General features: G+C 70.7%; 15 protein-coding genes. 1 reads left to right on the forward strand and 14 read right to left on the reverse strand.

Translation table 11 applies throughout. The annotated features are described in order from the left end of the window. Nucleotides 1–53: 53 nt before the first annotated feature. From ACWGIC_RS16340 to ACWGIC_RS16360, 5 genes are all read right to left on the reverse strand, one after another. Complete coding sequence (locus ACWGIC_RS16340; RefSeq protein WP_452076749.1) at nt 54–1,775, reverse strand: ATP-binding cassette domain-containing protein; 1,722 nt, start codon at nt 1,773–1,775, stop codon at nt 54–56. Nucleotides 1,776–2,016: 241 nt separating this feature from the next. Beyond that, nucleotides 2,017–3,669, reverse strand: coding sequence for an ABC transporter ATP-binding protein (locus tag ACWGIC_RS16345; protein WP_452076750.1), 1,653 nt, complete (start codon nt 3,667–3,669; stop codon nt 2,017–2,019). A gap of 119 nt (nt 3,670–3,788) precedes the next feature. Next, the gene (locus tag ACWGIC_RS16350) at nt 3,789–3,923 is read right to left on the reverse strand and encodes a class III lanthipeptide (RefSeq protein ID WP_182894993.1); all 135 of its coding nucleotides are present in this window, start codon (nt 3,921–3,923) and stop codon (nt 3,789–3,791) included. 32 nt (nt 3,924–3,955) lie between these two features. Further along, nucleotides 3,956–6,493: a class III lanthionine synthetase LanKC gene (lanKC, locus tag ACWGIC_RS16355; RefSeq protein WP_452076751.1), complete on the reverse strand. Its 2,538-nt coding sequence runs from the start codon at nt 6,491–6,493 to the stop codon at nt 3,956–3,958. A 462-nt stretch (nt 6,494–6,955) separates the two neighbouring features. Continuing rightward, nucleotides 6,956–7,852, reverse strand: a complete 897-nt coding sequence (locus ACWGIC_RS16360) for a LysR family transcriptional regulator (protein ID WP_452076752.1) — start codon at nt 7,850–7,852, stop codon at nt 6,956–6,958. An 82-nt stretch (nt 7,853–7,934) separates the two neighbouring features. Here ACWGIC_RS16360 and ACWGIC_RS16365 point away from each other — a divergent pair, with 82 nt between their 5' ends. Continuing rightward, complete coding sequence (locus tag ACWGIC_RS16365) at nt 7,935–8,831, forward strand: DMT family transporter (protein ID WP_452076753.1); 897 nt, start codon at nt 7,935–7,937, stop codon at nt 8,829–8,831. Here ACWGIC_RS16365 and ACWGIC_RS16370 read toward each other — a convergent pair. From ACWGIC_RS16370 to ACWGIC_RS16410, 9 genes are all read right to left on the reverse strand, one after another. Further along, nucleotides 8,828–9,610 (reverse strand): class I SAM-dependent methyltransferase, encoded by a 783-nt coding sequence (locus ACWGIC_RS16370; RefSeq protein WP_452076754.1) that lies wholly within the window; start codon nt 9,608–9,610, stop codon nt 8,828–8,830. The two genes, ACWGIC_RS16365 and ACWGIC_RS16370, sit on opposite strands and share 4 nt — an antisense overlap. 52 nt (nt 9,611–9,662) lie before the next feature. Beyond that, nucleotides 9,663–10,505: an endo alpha-1,4 polygalactosaminidase gene (locus tag ACWGIC_RS16375; protein ID WP_452076755.1), complete on the reverse strand. Its 843-nt coding sequence runs from the start codon at nt 10,503–10,505 to the stop codon at nt 9,663–9,665. A gap of 177 nt (nt 10,506–10,682) precedes the next feature. Beyond that, the gene (gene melA, locus ACWGIC_RS16380; RefSeq protein WP_452076756.1) at nt 10,683–11,987 is read right to left on the reverse strand and encodes an alpha-galactosidase; all 1,305 of its coding nucleotides are present in this window, start codon (nt 11,985–11,987) and stop codon (nt 10,683–10,685) included. Then, nucleotides 11,984–12,934 (reverse strand): carbohydrate kinase family protein, encoded by a 951-nt coding sequence (locus ACWGIC_RS16385; protein ID WP_452076757.1) that lies wholly within the window; start codon nt 12,932–12,934, stop codon nt 11,984–11,986. Before ACWGIC_RS16385 ends, melA begins: the two co-directional genes overlap by 4 nt. Nucleotides 12,935–12,957: 23 nt before the next feature. Further along, nucleotides 12,958–13,845: a carbohydrate ABC transporter permease gene (locus ACWGIC_RS16390; RefSeq protein WP_452076758.1), complete on the reverse strand. Its 888-nt coding sequence runs from the start codon at nt 13,843–13,845 to the stop codon at nt 12,958–12,960. Beyond that, on the reverse strand, nt 13,842–14,765 hold the full coding sequence (locus tag ACWGIC_RS16395; RefSeq protein ID WP_452076759.1) for a carbohydrate ABC transporter permease: 924 nt from the start codon (nt 14,763–14,765) through the stop codon (nt 13,842–13,844). Before ACWGIC_RS16395 ends, ACWGIC_RS16390 begins: the two co-directional genes overlap by 4 nt. Before the next feature lie 9 nt (nt 14,766–14,774). Next, nucleotides 14,775–16,058 (reverse strand): ABC transporter substrate-binding protein, encoded by a 1,284-nt coding sequence (locus tag ACWGIC_RS16400; RefSeq protein WP_452076760.1) that lies wholly within the window; start codon nt 16,056–16,058, stop codon nt 14,775–14,777. Nucleotides 16,059–16,114: 56 nt separating this feature from the next. Then, nucleotides 16,115–17,305: a Gfo/Idh/MocA family protein gene (locus ACWGIC_RS16405; protein ID WP_452076761.1), complete on the reverse strand. Its 1,191-nt coding sequence runs from the start codon at nt 17,303–17,305 to the stop codon at nt 16,115–16,117. Nucleotides 17,306–17,384: 79 nt separating this feature from the next. After that, nucleotides 17,385–18,173 carry a DeoR/GlpR family DNA-binding transcription regulator gene (locus tag ACWGIC_RS16410; RefSeq protein ID WP_452076762.1) on the reverse strand — a complete coding sequence of 263 codons (789 nt, stop codon included), beginning with the start codon at nt 18,171–18,173 and terminating at the stop codon, nt 17,385–17,387. Nucleotides 18,174–18,362 lie beyond the last annotated feature (189 nt).

The raw sequence follows: 18,362 nt of genomic DNA on the forward strand, positions 1-18,362 counted from the left end.
AAGCGGTGGGTCGGGCATCTCGCTCGTCCCCGTCGTGCGGCGGGTTTTCCGGCTCAGCTGGCCTCCAGCCGCGACCCCGGCTGCTCCGGCAGCCAAGCCCGCATCATCTCGGCGTACCGCGGTGCCGCGGCGAGCAGTTCGTCGTGCCGTCCCAGCAGCGTCTCCTGCCCGTCCATCAGCAGCACCCGGTGCGCCCGGACCGCGGACGACAGCCGGTGCGCGATCACCACCAGAGTCCCTCCCCGGGCGGCGAAAGCGCGTTCCGCGCGGACCTCCGCCGCCGGGTCCAAAGTGGACGTCGCCTCGTCGAGGACGACGACCCCGGCCGGTGCGGCATAAGCCCTGGCCAGCCCGAGAAGCTGGGCTTCCCCGGCGGACAGCCCCTCCGCGCCGTGGCCGAGTTCGGCGTCGAGACCGCCCAGCCGGGCCAGCAGCGGCGCGGCGCCGACGGCTTCGGCGGCTGCCACGAGGCGGCGGTCGGAGGCTTCAGGGTGGAACAGGGACAGGTTTTCGCGCACGGTTCCGGCGAAAACGTAGGCCTGCTGCGGGACGAGAACCAGGTGCCGGGGCCGGTCGGCCAGTTCGCCGACTCGCACGCCGCCCAGCCGGACTTCGCCGTGCTGCGGTGCCAAAAGGCCGGTGAGCAGCCCGGCGAGGGTCGATTTCCCGATGCCGCTCGGGCCGACCACGGCCAGGTGCTCGCCGGGGCGCAGGTCGAGGTTCAGGCCGCGGACCACCGGTTCCGGGGCCGCGCCCCAGCGGAACGTCAGGCCGCGCACCGCGAGGCCGAGCCCGGCGGGGCTCTCGGTCGCTGGGCAGGGTTCGGGCCGGGCGGTAGTTTCGGCGAGGCGGCGCAGGGCGACGAGCAAGCGGAGGACGACCGTGGATGCGGTGGCGGCGAGTCCGCGCAGCGCGGGCTGCAAGGTGGTGGCGAGGTAGACGAGCGCGCCCAGGGCCGCCCCGGCGCTCAGCTCGCCCCGGGCGACCATCGATGGCGCGAGGGCGAGCGCGAGCACCAGCGGGACGAACCCGCCGAGCGCCACGATCAGCGACCGCAGCGCCGCTGATCTGGCTACCCGCACCGCGGCGGCGGCTTGGCGATCCACCGCGTCGTCGGCGGTCAGTGCGGCGACCGGTTCGGCTCCGCAGGCGACGACGTCCCGCATCCCGGCGAAGATCGAGCCGGTGGTGGCTGCGGTGCCTTCGTCGGCCAGCGTGAGCGCGCGTTGTCGTCGGGCGAGTGACGGCAGCAGCGCGGCGAATCCGGCCAGCGCGAGCACCACCGGCACTACGACCGGCAACGCCAGCGCCCCCGCGACGGTGACCAGTCCGGCGATCGCCGCCGCCGTCGTGACGAGCATGCCGCGGGCCTGCACCAGAAGCCCGCCGGTCGCGTCGCGCACGACCTCGACGTGCTGGGTGATCCGGGCGACGCCGCGAGCATCCGGCCCGCTGCGCGGCGGCGCGGGATCGTGCAGCACCCCGCGGACGACGGCGGTCACCAGCGCGTCGCGCAACGGTTCGACCACCTTGCCGAGCTGCCGCCACACCAGCCGGGACCCGAACGCACCGGCGAGGGCGGCGAGGCCGAACACGCCGAGCCAGCCGAGGCCGACGCCTGGTTTGCCCGCGGCGAATCCGCTGTTGACGGCCAGTTCGACGAGCCGTCCGGAGAAAAAGGCGGGCAGTCCTTCGAGGACGGAGCAGGCCAGGAGCACCAGCCCGCCGCGCCATTGCCCGGCGAGGGCGTTCCAGTAGAGGCGACCGACGCTCATGGCCGCTCCGTGCGCACTGAGGGACGGGTTCGCCTCGTGTCCAGCCGCGGCGTGGAGGTGTGCCGTGGTCCGACGGGGGTGGTTGCGTCGTGTGCGCGGTGCGGGTGTGCTGTGCTGCGCCACACAACACCCATGCCCGCCCCATCAGCCCAGTACATCAACTCAGCCACAGCCCGAGCGCGCGGCCCAGCCTCGTCGAACCGTCGCCCGGCAAGAAACTCCCCCGAGCACAGCGAGCCGGTCACGTCTCCTCCGTAAAGACCGCGCGATAACCCGGCATCTGCCACAACCGCGCGTGCGGCCCGACCGCCCGGACCTGTCCCGCCGCGAGCCACACCACCATGTCCGCCCGCGCGGCCATCGCGGCCCGGTGCGTGACGACCACCCGGGTCCGGCGGCCCAGTCCGGCCGTCACCGCGCGTTCGGTGACCGTGTCCAGGCTGGCGGTGGCGTCGTCGAGCAGGAGCACCCGAGGGTTCCGCGCGAGCGTGCGAGCGAGGCCGACCCGGGCGCTTTCCCCGCCGGACAACGGAGTTTCGGCGAGCGCAGTGTCGTAACCTCGCGGCAACCGCACGAGGACGTCGTGAATGCGCGCGGTCCGGCAGGCTTCGTCCACCGCCGGGACGCTGGCCCAGGAACCGTAAGCGACAGCGTCGGCGACAGTGTCGCCGAGCAGCGCGGGTTCGGCCGACGCATACCCGACCACGGCGCGGAGTTCCTCCGGGCGCAGCACGGCGAGGTCGCGGCCGTCCAGCAGCACCTGTCCGGCGTCGGGGCTGCGGAGTCCGGCCAGCAGAGAGACCACAGTGGACTTTCCCGAACCGGAACTGCCCACCAGAGCGGCAAAACAACCGCCGGGGATGGTGAGGTCGATCTCAGCCAGCGCGCCGGGCACGGTGGCGCCGCGGAGTTCCAGGGTGCCGTTTCCGGGCACCAGCCCGAGAACACCGCGCGGCGGCGGCTCGGTGTCGAGGACTTCGGTGATGCGGCAGGCGGCCGAGCGGATCCGGGAAAGCGTGGTGAGCAAGGGGATCTGCGTGACCAGGCCGAGCCCGAGCGCGACGTAGCCGAGGGCGGCGAGGACGTCTCCGGCGCTCAAACGTCCGGCGAGAACGCCGAAACCGGCGGCGGCGAGGGTGAGGATTTCCACGGTCGGGAGCAAGAGACCGGCTCGCCACACCATCCGCGCCTGGGTGCGCCACATGCCCTGGCCGGCGAGGTTCAGCCGCGGCAGCGGACGCAGCACCCGGGCGGCTTCGGCGTCGGCGGTGCCGGACGCGGCGATCGTCCGCAGTCCGGTGACCGCGTCGAGCAGCCTGGCGGACAGTTCGCCGGAAACCTGTTGGTAGGTAAGCACATCTTTAGCAGTGCCGCGCAGGTGCGACCGCGCCAGCAGCAGCGCGAACGGGAGGCTGCCGAGGAACACCAGCGCCAGCCGCCAGTCCAGAAGAGCGAGCAGGACCACCGCGCCGGAGGACATCAGCCCGGTCGCGACCAGCTGCACGACGACCGCGGCGACGCCCCCGGCGGCCGCGCAGTCTCCGCTCACCCGGCTGACCGCGTCGCCGGGGGCGAACGGCGAGCGGGTGCCCAGCGCGAGCAGCCGGTCGGTGACCCCGCGGCGGAGCCATGCGCTCGCGTTGCTGGTCAGCCGGGCGGGAAAGATCGTCATCAGGGCGTCCGCGGCGATCTCCGCGGCGCCCACGGCGAGCAGCCATACCACCGCGCCGGTGCTGCTTCGCCCGCTGAGCACCGCGTCGGTGGCGGCAGCGAGGGCGCCCGGCAGCAGCAGCCCGGCGCCGGCGGAGATCAGCGACAGGACGACGACCGCGGCCAGCCGGGGACGGTCCAGCAGCGCGGCCGAAACCAGCAGGCGATCGGCGGATCCGGCCATGGCGCATTCCTCGCGTGGTTGTCGGGCGGCGCGCTCGCCCCGGCGCGGGCCGCCGGGGCAGAATGAACAGGGCGGGAACGGCGCACTTGGCCTGCGCCGTTCCCGCCCCGCCCGCGCGGTCAGTAGCAGAGAAGCAGGCTGAGCGTGCTGTCGCCGCACCACGCGCTGTAGTGGCTGTGGCCGTGGTGGTCCAGTCCCTGGCCTTCGAGGGCTTCCGGGGCCTCCAGCGCCTGCAGTTCCAGGACGTTTTCCATGGGTGTTCCCTTCTCTCGGGGTCCGCCGGCGCTCATCGGCCGGAGGTGTGCGGGGACGGTGCGGAGCCCAGGAAGGGCAGCAGTTCCGCGCCGTCCAGTAGTGCGGCGAGCGTGCGGAGGACCCCCGCGCTGCCGGTGCTGACATCGGTCGACAGGCGAAGCAGCTGGTTGCCGGGGAAGGCCAGCCCGCCGTGGTACGGGACGCCGTGCCAGGACAGCCGCGCCAGGTGCAGGTCGACGGCCTCGCTGTCCGGCCGGTCGGCGAAGGCCAGCGCGGCGGCGAGCCCGCACCGGCCGTACAGCAGGCCGGGGTGGATCACGAACTCCCCGCGGCACGCCGCCCGCAGCCCGGGCAGGCTCCGGGCCGCCGCCGACTCCGGGAGCTGCCGGGCGACCTGCTCGGCGACCAGCAGGATGCCGGCGCTGCCGATGGCGGCGTACGGCAACGTCCGCAGGGTGCCGTCGCGGACCTGCAGCGATCCGTCGGACGCCGGGACGCATTCCTCCAGATCGCGTTCGAGCGCGCGGTCGGCGAGGGCCAGCCAGGACGCCTCGCCGGTGTGCTCGTACAGCCGCAGGAACAGCAAGGCCGGGCCGGACCAGCCGCTCATCAGCCCGGCCCTGGCGAAGCGGCCCGGAGGCGCGGCGGTTTCCAGCGCTTCCGCGAGCCGTACGGCGGTGTCCAGGGCCTGGCGGCCGAACTCGTTGTCGCCGCGGGCCGTCGCGAAGTGCAGGCGAGTGAGGCCGATCCCGGCCAGCCCGCCTTCCAGCCCGTGCTCGGTGGTCTGGCCGACCAGCGGCTGCGAGGCGGCGAGCAGTTCGTCCGCTTCCTCCGCGTAGCCGAATTCCTCCAGGACGTACGCGATGCCGTGACTGCCGTCGAAGAAGCCGGGCCGCGAGGGCGGTTGCCGGCGCACCGAGGCCAGCAGCCACTGCTCGTATTCGGGATAACGGCCGGCCCCGGCGATGTGCAGGGAGTGCAGCACGCCCGCGGCTCCGACGCCGAAACCCGCGCCGCCGGAGCGGAACTGCTCGATGTCGCCGGGGAACAGCCGGTCGGCGCGGTCCGGCGTGGCGCTCGCGAGGATGGCTTCCGCGATCTGCTTGCGCACCAGCGACCAGTCCGGCCGCGGCTCGTCCAGCGCGGTGTGCGCGGCGGCGGGTGCTCCGGTGCGCGGGGCGAGCACGGACACCACGCGGTCGGCGTATCCGTCCGGCAGGGCGAACCGCTGCTCGGCGAAGTCCGCGATCCCGCGCAGTTTTCCCGGAGCGAGTTCCAGGAGCATCACCAGCGGAAGGAAAAGCCAGAGCCGCAGCGCGGCGAGCGCGTGCTCGTCGATCTCGAAACCGTGCCGGTCGGCGGGAGCGCGGAAGCCCGGCGCGCCGAGCCCGGGACGGTCGCCGGACCCGGCGCCGGCGGCGAGTTCGAAGTCGATCAGCGAGACCTGGTCGTGCTCGTCCACCAGGATGTTCTTGCCGTGCAGGTCGCCGAACACGATCCCGTGCCGGTGGATGTCCGCGACGATGCGTTCGACCTGGGCCAGCACGGCCAGCGCGCGGTCGCGGTAGGCGGCGAGATCCGCCTCCCCGCGGAAGCCGCTGGTGAGCGGGTAATGCCGGGCGAGCCAGTTGCTCAGCGAGATGCCGGGCAGGTGCTCCATCGCCAGGTAATGGTGCTCCCACACGGTGAACTGCTCGTACACCCGCGGGATGCCCGGGACGTCCGCCAGCCGTTCGAGCACCTCGCGTTCGCGGTTCAGCCGGGCGACCGCGTCGGAGCCGCTGCGGTCCAGCCCGGCGTGCGGCCGGGCCTCCTTCAGCACGACGGTCTTCCGGTCGGCCTCCCGTTCGGCCAGATAGACGCCGCCGCCGTTGGAAAAGTGCAGGGAACCGGTCACCCGGTACGGGAAACGGGCCCCGTTCTTGCGCGCGGCCAGGCTTTCGGACAGACAGGCCGGAATCGGCACCCAGTCCGGCACGGAAAAGGACGGTTCCCGCCGGTCGGGCACCAGCGTGCCGTCCGGGCGGCGGATCGCGAGCACCCGGGTCCCGGCGTGTTCGGTCCACTGTTCGGCGAATCCGCCGTACCGGACGTAAAGCGGGCCTTCGCGGTAGCGGAGATCGCTCAGAATATACGCCCCGTGCTCGCCTTCCAGCTCGGCGGAAAGGTCGTGCAGTATCCGGGCGAAAGCCTCGCCGGAGTCCGGATAAATCGTGATCAGCTTGCCGCTTCCCTCGCGCGGCGCGTATTTCGAATTGCGGCTCAGCAGGATCGTCCGGGAGCGCAGGTGCTTGTACGCGACCCGATGCTCCACACAGTACCGATGCACCCGGGCCAGCACGCCCGCCGCGTTGTCCAGACCTGCGGAGACGTGGATTTTCCAGCCCTGGGCGGGAAGTTCGAGCCCGGCGGGGCGCAGCGAGCGCCAGATCCCCCTGGCCTCGGCCGTCCACCCGGGCCCCGGCTCCGGCAGGCCCGCGGCCAGGTCGCCGGCCGCGCCCGGGGTTTCCCGCGGTTCGTCGAAGAACAGCGGATCGGCGAAGCAAAAAGCCTCGTACCGGACGTCCATGAAAGCGAACCCTTCCCTTTCCCCGGGAAAAAACCGGGCGACTGCGATGTCGGACGGTGACACCATTCCCGCACGAGGGGGGTGCCCCGGCCAATCCGCCAACCCGGGGGTTCGCCGCTCCTCGTCAGGGTGACAGCGGCGGGTTCGGGGTGGAAAAACGAGGACTGCGCGTGAGTCACCCCTACCCGTTCGGGGTGTAACGAAGTCGGTTTCCGGTCGGCCGCCCAGGTCGGCGCGGAAACGGCCGGGGAAATTGGCGGAAGGCCATCAACCCGTTCCGGTGAGCCGTCTTCCACCCCTCGTCCGGCGCGAACCCGGACCCGGCTGGTCCGTTCGGGCGGCGGTCGCGCATTCGCGCCGCGAATGTGGCGGATTCGTTACCGGGGAAAGCTGTTTTTTCGCCGAGGATCGCGCCGGAAAGTCCGTGAAGGAGTCCTTCGTGGACTCTGATTGCCCCCACGGTTACGCGTCGACGGTGGTTCTCCCCGTGCACACCAGGCTTTCCAGCAGTTCCACCGCGCGCCGGGCAGCGGGATGCTCGGCGATCGGTTTCTTCACCGCGAGACTGAGGTGCCGGACCGGCGTGGGCGAGACGAGCGGAACGGTCGTCAGGCCGTCCGGCAGTTCGCCGATCCCCAGTTCCGGCACCACGGTCAGCCCGATTCCCGTTGCCACGAAAGACATCGCGGTCCGGTAGTCGTGGGTTTCGACGACGAAACCCGGCGAGAACCCGGCCTGGGTGCAGGCGTTGAGCAGCACCTGCCGGCACGGGCCCTCGCGCAGGTCGTTGTCGACCCAGTGCCGTTCGGCGAGCGCGGCCAGCGGCGCCTCCGGCAGCCCGGCGAGCGGGTCGTCGCGGCGGACGACCGCCAGGTACGGGTCCTCGGCGAGCCGGTGCACGACGACGGACCCGGGGTGCTCGGCCCCGGTTTCCTCCACGAAGATGTCGATGTCCGGATCGCCCGGCGTGAACTCGGTCAGCATCAGGTCCAGCCGCAGGCCGGGGAATTCGGCGCGCAGCGCGGCGACGGTCGGGGCCAGCCACGTCGATCCGGCCGAGCCGAAGTAGCCGATCGACAACCGGCCGACGCGTCCGGCGCGCAGTTCGCTGACCACCTGCTCGACCCGGCTGAAGGCCTCGAACAGCGCCTCGGCCTCGGCGGCGAGGGTCCGCCCGGCCTCGGTGGGCTCGATGCCGCGGCCGGAGCGTTCGAACAGCTGCAGCCCGGTCTCCCGTTGCAGCGTGGTGATTTGCTGGCTCACCGCGGACGGCGTGTAGCCGAGCGCGGAGGCGCTCGCGCGGATCGATCCTGACGCGACGACTGCGCGCAGCACGCGGAGCCGGGGGAGGTCCAGCATGCTCCGAGCGTACAGCTCTTCTTAACGGACGTACAGAACTCATCGCTTGTGCTGTACAGCGGAGCGCGGCGACGATGGTCAGGTGACCGATCTCGTGGAAACTGTCCAGCCCGCCGGCAAGACCGACTTCGGCAAGATCGCGGCCGCCGCCGGGCTCGCCGTGATGCTGTGGGCTTCGTCGTTCGTCGCCATCCGCAGCGTGGGCCACGCGCTGTCCCCGGCGCCGCTGGCACTGCTGCGGCTCGGCGTCGCGGCTGTCGCGCTCACTGTCTTCGTCGTGGCGAAGGGCGCGGTTCGCGTTCGGCTGTCCCGCAAGGCATTCCTGCTGGTCGCGGCGTACGCCGTGCTGTGGCTGGCCGCGTACACCGTCGTGCTCAACGCGGGGGAGCGGCACGTGGACGCCGGGACGGCAGCGTTGCTGGTGAACCTCGCGCCGCTGATGGTCGCGGTCGCGGCGGGGAAGTTCCTCGGCGAAGGTTTCTCGCGCTCGCTCGTCGTCGGCTCGATCGTCGCGCTGGGCGGGGCCGCGCTGATCGCGACCGGAGCCACCGGAAGCAACGACTGGGCAGGCGTGCTGCTGTGCTTGCTGGCCGCCGTGCTGTACGCCGCCGGAGTCATGGTCCAGAAGGTGACGTTGCGCCACGTCGACGGGCTGACCGCGATCTGGCTCGGCTGCGTCGTCGGCACCGTCGTCTTGCTGCCCTGGACGCCGCAGCTGGTCGACGAACTGCAGGTGGCACCGTCCGGTGCGGTGCTCGGCAGCGTCTACTTAGGAGTGTTCCCCACCGCGGTCGGCTTCACCGCGTGGGCGTACGCGCTGCGCCGCACCGACGCCGGACGGCTGACCATGGTGAGCTACGCCGTTCCGGCGGTGGCCGTGCTGCTGTCGTGGCTGCTACTCGCCGAGGCCCCGACCGCGTACGGACTCGTCGGCGGGGCGCTGTGCTTGGCCGGCGTGGCGATCTCGCGCCGTCGTTAGCGGCGGCCCCAGGCCGACACCAGGGGATAGGACGACACGGTGAACCGCGGATCGGCGAGCACCCGCCGGAACTGCTCAAGTTCTTCGGGCGCCACGCCGTCCGCGGCCAGCTTTTCGGCCAGCTCCACCGAATTCGCGGCCAGCAACCGGATTTCCGGCCCGCCGCCCGGCCACCGCGTCGTCACCCGCGCGCTGCCGACCTCGCGCAATCCGGCCCCGGCGAGCACGTCCGGCAGCCGTCCGGCCCACTCGACGTCGCTGCCCGCCTGTTCGAGCAGGTCCAGGATCCGGCCCTGCACGGAACCGAACACCCTCGCACTCGCCTCGCCGGGCGTTTCGAGCACGGTCTGCCCGCGCGGCTCGATCTCTTCGAGCACCAGCCAGCCGCCGGGCGCGAGCGCGCCGGCGAGCTTCGCCACCAGTTCGTCGCGTTCCGGGAAGTGGATCAGCACCAGCCGGGCGTGGATCAGGTCGAATTTCCGGTCCGGCAGCGGTTCCGCGCGCACGTCGTGGCGCACCGCCGAGGCGTTCGCGGGGAGATCGGCGAGCAGCCGCGTGTCGAGGTCGGTGGCCAGCACGTGGCCGTCCGGCCCGGCCTGTCCGGCGAGCCATCGCGCGATCGACCCGCCGCCCGCGCCGATCTCCCAGCAGGACCAGCCCGCGCCGACCCCGAGATTTCCCAGGTGCTCCACGGTCGTCGCGTCGTAGCTGGCTTCCAGCGCGGACATCCGGTCGGTCGCCGGGGCGCTCGCGTTGTCGAACGGATACTCGTCGTCCATTCCGCCACCCTGCCAGCAGCCGCGCGGCGGCGCTGGCAGGGTGGCGGAAGTCTCAGCAGGTTTCGCGGACGTAGGCGGAATCGCCCTTCGGCGTGACGTCCCGGTCGCGGCGGACGACGCTGAGAGTGCTGCCCCACTTGGCACACGCGTTGCGCAAGCCGTCCGCGGTGTATTCGATGACGATCACCTGGTTGCCGAAATGCTCGGTGTACTCCGCGCAATTGTCCTGCTCGCCGCATTCCTCGGCGACGGCGAAGTCAAGCCCGTTGTCCGCCCGCGACGAGGCGAGTTCCGACGTGTTCTTCTGGGCGATCGCGAGGCCCTTTCCGTGCGCGTGCGCGGAAAGCAGCTTGGCGAGGTCCTGGGCGTTCCGCGCGCTGAGCAGGCCTTGGGACCGGGTGAAGCTGTCGTAGTTGTCCGGCTCGACGGCTTGGTAGCCCTTGCCCGCGCATTCGTCGATCCACCCGCCGACCTTGTCCGCGATCCGGCCCCGCTTGTCCTCGGTGCGCAGGTCGAGCAGCGCCTCGTTCCAGTCGGGATCCTTGACGACGTTGCCGTCGCCGTCGCGCAGGACCAGGTCGCCCCATTCCTTTTCGGCATCGGGCTGGGCCTGGAAAGCGTTGACGTAGCAGATGTTGTACAGCCCGGCCGCCGCCGGGGCGCTGTGGTCCCGGCTGACGACCTGGACGCCGGCCGGGGGCTGGTACGGGCCGCCGATCTGGTAGTCGAACCCGGCGTGCGGGGCCGGAAGCGGAACGTCGGAGACCTGGCTCTGCGGCGAGGGCAGCGGCGCGCTTTCCGCCGTGCCGCTGGCTCCGAGGGTGCACGCCGAACTGCCGATCAGCAGGGCGGCCGCCGCGGTACCGCGAGAAATCCGACCAGGAAGCGAAGGCATCTGGTGACTCCAGCGATGGTGAGTACGGCCCCGCCTCGGATGCGGGCGAAGGCATCCTGGCGACTGGGTCCGGGCTCGCAGTGAACCTGCATTACCGGCTGGGCGTACTTCTGGCGCCTGCCCGTCCGGCAGGCACCAGAAGTTTAGCGGATCACCGCGCCGGGCCGTCAAGACTCGTTAGCTGCTCAGTGTTTCGCGCAATCCTGGCTGCAGCGCGTCGCCGTGCGCGAGCACCATTTCGTCGCACAGCTCCCAGATCCGCTCGACCGGAAGCGCGGCCGCGGTGGCGGGATCGGTCATCGCCGCGTGGCGGATGTGCCGCGGATCGTTCTCGATCGCCGCGCGCACCACGAGTTCGGTGGTGCTCAGGTAAGTGCGGTTGAGCGCGGCCAGTTGCGGGGGCAGCGCGGCGACCCGCGTGGGACGGATCCCGGTGGCGTCGACGAGGCACGGCACCTCGACGGCTCCGGTCTCGGGGAGATTCGGGATCAGGCCCCGGTTGAGCACGTTGCCGTAAACGGTGCGCGGTGTCCCGGTGACGACACTGTGGATGATCTGCGGCGCGTATTCGTTGGTGCCTTCGACGGTCAGCGGTTCGTCGCGCTCGACGGCCTGGCGGGTGCGCTCGTATTCGGCTTCGTTCTCCGCGACGACGTCCAGATACGCGCCGATCGGCAGCCGCAGCCGCTCGATTTCGCTGGCGTGGCCGAGATACCAGGGCACGTACTCGGAGGAGTGCTCGCTGGTTTCGGTGGGGTAGTAGCCGAGCCTGCGGAACATGTCGAACCGGACGCGCCGCCGCAGCTGCGGGTCCTCGGCGAGTTCGGCGAGCCGCGGGTACAGGTCGGCGCCCTGGTGCTCCAGCCGCAGGATCCAGGCCTGGTGGTTGATGCCCGCGGCGTGGTAGGTGACCTCGGACAGCGGCACTTCCAGCAGCGCGGCCAGGTCGTGCACCGTCCAGTACACCGAATGGCACAGGCCGACCACGCGGTCCGAGCCGAGCGTTTCGGAGAGGTACTGCACGTTCATCGCCATCGGGTTCGTGTAGTTCAGCAGCCATGCTTGCGGGCAGACCTCGGCGATGTCCGCGCCGAGTTCGCGCAGGAACGGGAAAGTCCGCAGGGCGCGGAAAATCCCGCCGACGCCGAGGGTGTCGCCGATGGTCTGCTTCACTCCGAAGCGAGCGGGAATGTCGAAGTCGACGCGGGTCGCTTCGCCCATTCCGATTTGGACCATGTTGATGACGAAATCCGCGCCCGCAAGGGCTTCGCGGCGATCAGTGTGCGCGGTGAGGACGGGCTTGGCCCCGCGGGCTTCGGCGATGCGCCCGGCCGCCGCGTGCGCGGTGCGCAGGCGTTCCGGGTCGATGTCGTGCAGCGCGACGTGCACCTGCGCCAGTTCGGGATAGGCGAACAGGTCCGCGAGCAGGCCCTGCGTGAACACGACGCTGCCGGCGCCGATGAAGGTGATCTTGGTGGTCATGCGCTTTCCGTTTCAGTGAGTTCAGCGAGGTGGAGCAGGTCGTTCCAGGTCGGCTGGCCGTCGATCCCGCCGCGCGCGAGCGTCGAACGGCCGCCTCCCGCGACCCCGGCCCGCAGCGCGTCGGACAGCGACAGCCCGCGCAGCGTCGCGGCGAGGAACGCGGCGTTGAAGCTGTCGCCGGCACCGACGGTGTCGAGCGGGGTGATCGGGGACGCGGGAACCGTGACGGTTTCGCCGCGACAGTGGGCGAGCGCGCCGTCGGCGCCGTTCTTGACGACGACGGTCGAACCGTGCGCCGCGAGGTGTTCCGCGGCATCGGGCAGGCTCGATTTTCCGGACAGCTGCTGGGCTTCGGCGGCATTGGGCAGGAGGAAGTCGGTCTCCTGAAGCACCAGCTTGATGCCGGTGGGATCCCACTGCCGCGCCGGGTCGTCATTGGTGTCCAAAGAGGTGGTCGCGCCGTGCGCCCGGGCAGTGCGGAACAGCTCCGGCAGCCCGGCGGCCAGCGCGGGCATCAGGAAGTACGACGAGGCGTGGACATGCCGGGCGCTCGCGAGCAGGTGCGCGGGGACGTCCGCCGCCGAGATCGCGTCCAGCACTCCGGAACTGGTGACGATGGCCCGGCTGTCGTCGCGGGTGAGGATCGCGGTGAGCGGGGTCGGCAGCGACGGATCCATCGTGAGCGCCTGAGTGTCGACGCCTCGCTCGTCGAGAAGGTCGCGAACGAGACGTCCGGCGGCGTCGTCGCCGATCCGCCCGGCGAAAGCGACCTTCAGCCCGAGCCGGGCGGCCCCGGCGGCGGTGATCGCGGCGGACCCGCCGAGCGTAAGCGAGCCGTGGCCGACGAGGTTCTCCCGTTGCCGGAAGTCGAGCTCCCCGGTCAGCGGCCCGAGGACGACGTCGGGGTTGGCGTCGCCGAGCACGAGCAGGTCGAAATGGTGCGGCATGCGTGGTTCCTCTATGTCTCGGTTCAGCCTTTGAGACCGCTGGAGGTGATGGACTGGATGAACGTCTTCTGCGCGCCCAGGAAGGCCAGCAGCACCGGCAGCACGGTGATGACGTTCCCGGCCATCACCGCGGCCCAGTTGGTGTGGTGCTGTCCCTGGAAGGTGGTCAGGCCCAATTGCAGGGTGTACTGGGTGTCGTGGTTGATCGCGATCAACGGCCAGGTCAGGTCGTTCCAGGTGGTGAGGAAGGTCAGCACGGCGACGGTGCTCAGCGCCGGCCGCGACAGCGGGAGCACGATCCGGACCAGCACCCGCAGCCGCGAGCAGCCGTCGATCCAGGCCGCCTCCTCCAGTTCGCGCGGCAGCGACAGGAAGAACTGCCGCAGCAGGAACACCGCGAACGGGGTGACCAGCGACGGCACGATCAGCGCGCCGAGCGAGTCGATGAGGCCGAGCTTCTTCATCACCAGGAACGTCGGGATCATGGTGAGCTGGAACGGCACCGCCATCGTCGCCATCATCAGGCCGAGCATCGCCTTCGACCCGCGGAACCGCATGCGCGCGAACGCGTAGCCGCCGAGCGAGCCGAAGACGAGGTTGGCCGCCACGGTCACGACCGACACGATCAGCGAGTTGGTGAACCAGCGCAGGAAAAGCGCGTTCTCCAGCACGTACCGGTAGCCGGAGAAGTCGATCCCGGACGGCCACAGCGACGGCGGGAACCGGTTGATCTCCGCGTTGCTCATCACCGAACTGAGCAGCAGCCACACCAGCGGAGCCGCGAAGAGCAGGGCCAGCGGGGCGAGCAGCAGATGCCAGGGGCTGAACGGAAGCCGCCAGCGCCTGCGTTCGCGGATCACGCCGGGCAGTTGAGACGCGGAAACCGGAGCGGCGTGCGCGCGCGTCGTCATCGGACCTCCTTGTTGCGGCGCAGCAACCGGACGCCCAGCCCGAGCGCCAGCAGCACGACGGCGAGCACGTAGGCCGCGGCGGCGCCGTACCCGGCGGTGAAGTTCTGGAACGCCTGCTGCCAGATGAAGTAGACGATCACCGTGGTCGAACCGAGCGGCCCGCCCTTCGTGGTGACGTAGGTCAGGTCGAACACCTGCAGCGAATTGATCAGCTGCCACAGCGTCAGGAACGTGGTCACCGGCAGCACCGCGGGCAGCGTCACGTGCCGGAGGATCCGGAACGGGCCGGCGCCGTCCAGCCGCGCGGCTTCGACGAGCGACGGCGGCACGTCCTGCAGCGCGGCGAGGAAAACCACCATGCAGAACCCGGTGCCGCTCCACAGCGTGATGGCCACCAGGATCAGCAGCGCCTGCGACGGGTCGGTGAGAAACCCTTGCGGGCTCAGGCCGATCCGGTGCAGCAGCGAGTTCGCGACGCCGAATTCGGGGTCGAGGATGAACGAGAACAGGACGCCCTGCGCGGTGGCCGACAGCACGAACGGGACGAACATCAACGTCCGGTACGCGCCGATGAACCGCACCCGCCGGTTCAAGGCGAGCGCGAGCGCGAGGCCGAGCACGATGCTCAGCGGGACGTATAACGCCGTGTACAGCAGCGTGTTGCCGACCGCTTGGCCGAAGTGCGGGTCCTGGGCGAGCGCGGCGTAGTTGTCGACGCCGACGAACCGGGACGGGGTGACGAGGTCGTCGGCCTGGAACGACAGGATCAGCGACCACACCACGGGAATCAGCCCGAGGCCGATGATGACGATCACCGAGGGGCTCAGGTAGGCCCAGGCGGCGGCGGTCTCGCGGCGGCGCCGGGTCTTCTTCGCCGCGGCGGCCGGAGCGACGGTGATCGGGCCGGGATGTACGGACATGAGCGGGTCCTAACGGGGGATGACGAGGGCGGCGTTGGCCGCGGAAGCGCAGTCGCGCATGGCGTCGGCGGGGGTGGCGCGCCCGAGCAGCACGGAGACGATCGCCGCGGCGACGGCCTGCGAAACCTGCGGATAGGCGGGGTGGTTGGCGCGGACGTGCGAGTTGTCGAGCGCCTCGACGAACACGGAAAGCCCCGCGGTGTCCTGGGTTTTCCGCTGCCACTCCGGAAGCCGCTGCGATTCGGCGCTCAGCGGGAGGCTGCCGGCTCCGACGTCCCAGACGACGTCCTGGGAGGGCGCGGTCAGCCACCGCAGGAACGTCTTGGCCGCGGCGAGGCGCCGCTCGCCGTTGTCGAACACCGTCCAGGTGTCCGGCCCGGAGATGGTGATCGGCTTCCCGGTGAACGTGGGCAGCGAAACGATCTGGTAGTCCAGTCCCGCGTCGGCGATGTCGGGCAGCTGCCACGGCCCGGTCGGCACCATCGCGATCCGGCCCGAGGCGAAGGCCTGGTACATCTGCTCCGAGCCGGGCTTCGGGTCGACGTAGACGCTGCGGTCGGCGGCCAGCTTCCGGATCACTTCGAGCGCCTGCACCCCGCTGTCGGCGAAACCGATGCTGCGGCCGTCCTGCCCGACGATGGTGCCGCCGAGGTCCCAGATCATCGGCCACAACCGCCAGACGGTGTCCTCGTCGCCCGCGCCGGGCCAGGCAGTGCCGAACTGTCCTTGGTTCCGGTCGGTCAGTTTCTTCGCGGTGTCCACGAAGTCCTGCCAGCGCCAGGAGCCGTCCGGAAGCGGAACCCCGTGCTGCTGGAACAGTTTCTTGTTGCAGGCGACGGCCAGCGAATCCAGCATCGCGGGCACCGCGCGGACCCGCTCGTTCACCGTGACCGCTTCGAGGGCGGGCTTCCAGAACTGGGCCCCGCCGCGCACGACGTCGTCCATGTCGGCCACTCGCGGGCTGCGGGCGATGCTGGCGAGGTCGGAGCCGAAGATGTAGGCGATGTCCGGATAGGAACCGGACGCGAGCGCCGCGGTCACCTTCTGCAGCATGGCGTCGGCGAGCACGCCGCCGCCGAGGTCGATCCGGATGTCGGGGTGCTCGCGCTGGAACGCGGCGACCAGTTGCTTGAGGACTTTGAGGCCGGTGTCGTTCTGGCCGTGCCACATTTCGACCGTCACCGGTCCGGACGTGGCGGCGGGAGCCGGGGCGCACGCCGCCGCGGCGGGCACCAGGGCCATGGCTGCCGCGCCGCGGAGAAATCCGCGGCGGGTCAGTGTTCGCACGCGCATGGGATTCCTTTCTTCCCTGCGCTAGCTGTGCGGTCGGGGCTGGCGGGCGGGCGGGGTCATCTGCGGGTTCCTTCCGGTGGGGGAGCGGGGGAGAAGTGGGCGGCCACCTGGGCGGGCAGCGGCGGGATGTCGATCGGCACGGAGCCGGAACGCAGGGATTGCGTGGCGAGCGCGCCGGTCGCCACGGCCTCGCGCGCGGCGATCGGCGACAGTTCCGGCGGTTCGCCGTGCACCACGTAGCGCAGGAACTCAGTCATGGTACGGAGATCCGCGTCGGAATGTCCTGATGCGACACCGTCGATGGGGTATTCGCGGTCTCCGGCGGACGACCATTCGCGGCGGCGATTCCACACTTTCACCACGCCGCCGCCGGTGTCGCCGAAGTTTTCCGCGCGGCCTTCGGTACCGATCACGGTGTAATTGCGCCAGTAGTCCGGCGTGAAATGGCACTGTTCGTAGCTCGCGAGGACGCCGTTGTCGAGTCGCATGTGGACCATCGACAGGTCTTCGACGTCGACGACCGGGTTGAGGCCGGTTTGCGCGGCGGGGGGCCAGTTTTCGAAGGAGAACCAGTCGTCGGCGAGCCGGTCGCCCTGGCCGCTTCTGTCGGTGATCCCGCCGTAGACGGCCAGGTCGCCCATCGCGGTGACGCGACGGGTGAAACCGCCCGCGAGATAGTGGATGACGTCGATGTCGTGGCTGGCTTTCTGCAGCAGCAGCGAATTCACGCGGCTGCGGTCGGCGTGCCAGTCTTTGAAGTAGTAGTCGCCGCCGTTGCCGACGAAATGGCGGCACCACACGGCTTTCACCTCGCCGATCTCGCCGCGCGTCACAACGTCGTGCAGGGTGCGGACGACGGCGGCGTGCCGGAAGTTGTGTCCGATGTAGAGCGGGGTGCCGGTTTCTTGTGCGGCGGCGAGGACGGCGTCCGCGTCCGGAAGCGTGGTGGCGAGCGGCTTTTCGAGGTACACCGCCACTCCGGCGCGGAGCAGGTCGACGGCGATCTCGGCGTGCGTCCAGTCCGGCGACGTGACGATCACGGCGTCGACCAGATTCGCGAGGTCCTGGTGTCCGTGCACGATCTCGACCGCGCCGAACATTTCGCGCGCTCGCGCCCGGCCCCGTTCGTCGGGATCCGAAGCGGCCACGAGCTTCGCCGCGACCCCGGATTCCGCTACGTGCCGGGCGATCCCGGCCCGCAGGCCGACACCGGCCACGCCGACCCGCAGCACTCCGCGGTTCACCACGTCGCCACCTCACCTCTGCGTGATATTGATCTGTATGATGGCAAATCAATCAGAAATGCGCAATGGGCGGCGGGTCCGCTCACCGCGCGACGACCAGCTCCACCGAGGCCGCGGCCAGGTCGGCGGCGAACGAAGCGGGCGGCTCGGCGTCGGTGACCAGTGCGTCGATCGCGTCGAGCCGGCAGATGCGGGCGAATGTCGCCTTGGTCAGCTTGGTCGCGTCGGCCACCACGATCACGCGCCGCGCGACCTGGCTGAAATGCCTGCTGACGTCGGCTTCTCCCTCGTGCAGGGTGGTCGCGCCGTACTGGGAACTCAGGCCGTCGACGCCGAGAATGACGGTGTCCAGGGCGAACGCGGAGAGCGCTTCCGAGACGAGCGAGCCGACCAGTTCGTAGGACTGCCGCCGGGCGACGCCGCCGGTCACGACGATCTTGACCTGTGCGCGCACGGACAGCTCGTAAGCGATGTTGAGCGCATTGGTGACGACGGTGAGCCCGGTTTCGCCGTCGGCGCGCACGAACCGCTCGCTCTTGCCTAGCGCGCGGGCGACTTCGGTGGTCGTGGTGCCGCCGTTGAGCCCGACGGTTTCGCCGGGGCGCACGAGGTCCGCGGCGCGGGCGGCGATCGCGGTCTTCGCCTCGGCCTGCCGGGCGATCTTGTACTGCAGCGGCAGTTCGTAGCCGGTGCCCAGCGCGGCGGCCCCGCCGTGGGTGCGGGTGACCAGCCGCTGGTCGGCGAGGATCGAGAGGTCCCGCCGCGCGGTCGCGGCGGAGATGCCGAGCGCGCCGCCGATCTCCGCGATCGTGACGTTGCCCCGTTCGCTCACCAATTCGAGCAGGGCGTTCAGGCGTTGCTGGGGCGTCATGCCGGTCTCTCGTTCCTGGTCGGAGGCGGGTCGCCGCTCATCCTAGATCGCGGACCGCTCGACTGGATGATTGAATCTGCGCTATAACGCATAGACCAATCAAAAACACTCAAGTAGGGTGACGGCTGCGATCGCGCTCCCGCCCTGGATCGAAAGGCCTCCATCCCGTGTCCTCCCTTCCGGATGCCC

The organism is Amycolatopsis sp. NPDC054798 (assembly GCF_053611505.1).